Raw genomic sequence first — 2239 nt, 5'->3', positions numbered from 1 at the left:
GCCGGGGGGTGGGCGGTCCTCGCCGTCATGGCCGTCTGGACGGCGTACCCGATCCCCGCCTTCCGGGACCCGCGGCGCCGCGGGTGGCCGCTGCTGGTCGCCGACCTCGCCGTCGCGTCCGGCTGCCTGCTCGCCACTGCCTGGGTGGAGACGCCCGCGAACATCGCCGACGGCCGCCCGACGCTGCCGGTGTCGTGGGTGGCGGCGGCGGTGCTGTCGTGGGCGGTGGCGGGCGGACGGGTGGCCGGGCGAAGCTCGTCGGTTGGATGGCGGTGGGCGGGGGCTGGAGGACGGTGGGCCGGCGTGGCGGCGGCGGGCGTGCTGTCCGTGGCGAACCTGCTGGTCCACGCGATCGCCGGGACGTCGGGCGGGATCAGCCGGACGACGTTCAACGGCATCGTGCTGCTGCTCCTCGCGGGCCTCGTCGTCGGGCACGTCGTCCGGCTGGCGATGGACGCGGAGGCGCGGCTGGCGCGGGCCGTGGAACTGGAGTCGGCCACGCGGGAGCGGGAGCGGCTGGCCCGCCGCATCCACGACTCGGTGCTCCAGGTGCTGGCGATGGTGCGGCGGCGCGGCGACGAGCTGGGCGGCGAGGCGGCGGAGCTGGGACGGCTGGCGGGGGAGCAGGAGGCGGCGCTGCGGTCGCTCGTCGGCACCGCCCCCGCCGCCCCGGCCGCCTCCGCGCCGGACGCGGGCGACGAGGTCGATCTCCGTCCGCTGCTGACCGGCCACGCGTCCGCGTCGGTCACGGTGTCGACGCCCGCGACCGAGGTGCGGCTGCCCGCGCACGCCGCCCGGGAGGTCGAGGCGGCGGTGGCGGCGGCGCTCGACAACGTCCGGCGGCACTGCGGCGACGGCGCCCGCGCGTGGATCCTGCTGGAGGACGCCGGGGACGCGGTCACCGTGAGCGTCCGCGACGACGGCCCCGGCATGCCCGCCGGACGCCTGGACGAGGCCGCGGCGGACGGCCGGCTCGGCGTCGCGCAGTCCGTCCGCGGCCGCGTCCTAGACCTCGGCGGCACGGTCCAGATCTCCTCGGCCGAGGGCGCGGGCACGGAGATCGAGATGACCGTGCCCCGCCGCTGACCGGCGAAATCACCCTATGGTGTGATCCGTGAGCGACGACGTTCCCCTCAGGGTCATGGTCGTGGACGACCATCCGATGTGGCGCGAGGCGGTCGCCCGCGACCTCGCCGAGGCCGGCCACGAGGTGGTCGCGACCGCCGGGGAGGGACGCGTCGCCGTCCGCGTCGCCGCGGCGGCCCGCCCGCAGGTCGCCGTCGTCGACCTCCAGCTCCCCGACATCGGCGGCGTCGAGGTGACCCGCCACTTGGCGGCCGCCGACCCGCCCGTCCGCGTGCTGGTGCTGTCGGCGAGCGGCGAGCAGCAGGACGTCCTGGACGCCGTCAAGGCGGGCGCCACCGGCTACCTCCTCAAGTCCGCCGGGCGGGAGGAGTTCCTGGACGCCGTCCGCCGCACCGGCGAGGGCGACGCCGTCTTCACCCCCGGGCTCGCCGGGCTCGTCCTCGGCGAGTACCGCAGGCTCGCCGCCGCCCCCGCCCGCGAGGACGACGGCGCGCCCCGCCTCACCGACCGCGAGACCGAGGTCCTGCGGCTCGTCGCGAAGGGCCTGACGTACAAGCAGATCGCGGAGCGGCTCGTCCTGTCCCACCGGACGGTCCAGAACCACGTGCAGAACACCCTCCGCAAGCTCCAGCTGCACAACCGCGTCGAACTCGTCCGGTACGCCATCGAGAAGGGCCTCGACGGGGAAGAAGAGGACGCCTCCGGATGAACCGCCGCCCGGCCCCCGGCGTCTGATCGCGAAAAGGTGCCAGGACGGGAGCACACCGTGATCGACGAGATATCGGGACCGGAGCTGGTGGTCTTCGCCGGCTACGTCCTCATCGGGATCCTGCTGATCGCGATCGCCAGGCGCGTGCGGGCGAGCGCGACGCGCGGCGCTCACCCGACACGCGACCTGCACCCGTACGAGGTCGCCTACCTGCACGGCGGCGGACGGCACGCGATCGCCGCCTCGATCACGGCGCTGCGGCTCGACGGCGCCGTCGACGCCTACGCCGACGGCCGGATGATCCCGCTGACCCCGTCCGCCGCCGGGCCGCGCGCGGCGGGGACGCCGCTGGACACGGCGGTCTTCGGGGCGATCGCCTCCGGCCGGGCCGGGACGCTCGCCGAGCTCACCGCCGAGCCCGGCGTCCAGGCCGCGCGGGGCCCC

The 2239-nt window shown here is 76.5% G+C and carries 3 protein-coding genes; all 3 read left to right on the top strand.

All coding sequences use genetic code 11. The annotated features are described in order from the left end of the window. A partial coding sequence (gene macS, locus ACH34T_RS44535; protein WP_396027082.1) for a MacS family sensor histidine kinase occupies positions 1 to 1086 on the top strand: 1086 nt, incomplete at its 5' end. 55 nt (positions 1087 to 1141) lie between these two features. Then, complete coding sequence (locus ACH34T_RS44530) at positions 1142 to 1795, top strand: response regulator (RefSeq protein ID WP_396027083.1); 654 nt, start codon at positions 1142 to 1144, stop codon at positions 1793 to 1795. A gap of 57 nt (positions 1796 to 1852) precedes the next feature. After that, positions 1853 to 2239 (top strand): TIGR04222 domain-containing membrane protein (locus ACH34T_RS44525; RefSeq protein WP_396027081.1); only part of this gene is annotated, 387 nt, incomplete at its 3' end.

The organism is Actinomadura sp. 9N215 (assembly GCF_044326345.1).
Classification (GTDB): domain Bacteria; phylum Actinomycetota; class Actinomycetes; order Streptosporangiales; family Streptosporangiaceae; genus Spirillospora.
The sequence above is the reverse complement of the archived record's forward strand: the minus strand, read 5'-3'. Positions and strand labels throughout refer to the sequence as shown.

Bases quoted from the DNA above. Each gene is read 5' to 3' on its own strand.
- ACH34T_RS44530 (WP_396027083.1), top strand. From the start codon at position 1,142: ATGGTCGTGGACGACCATCCGATGTGGCGCGAGGCGGTCGCCCGCGAC.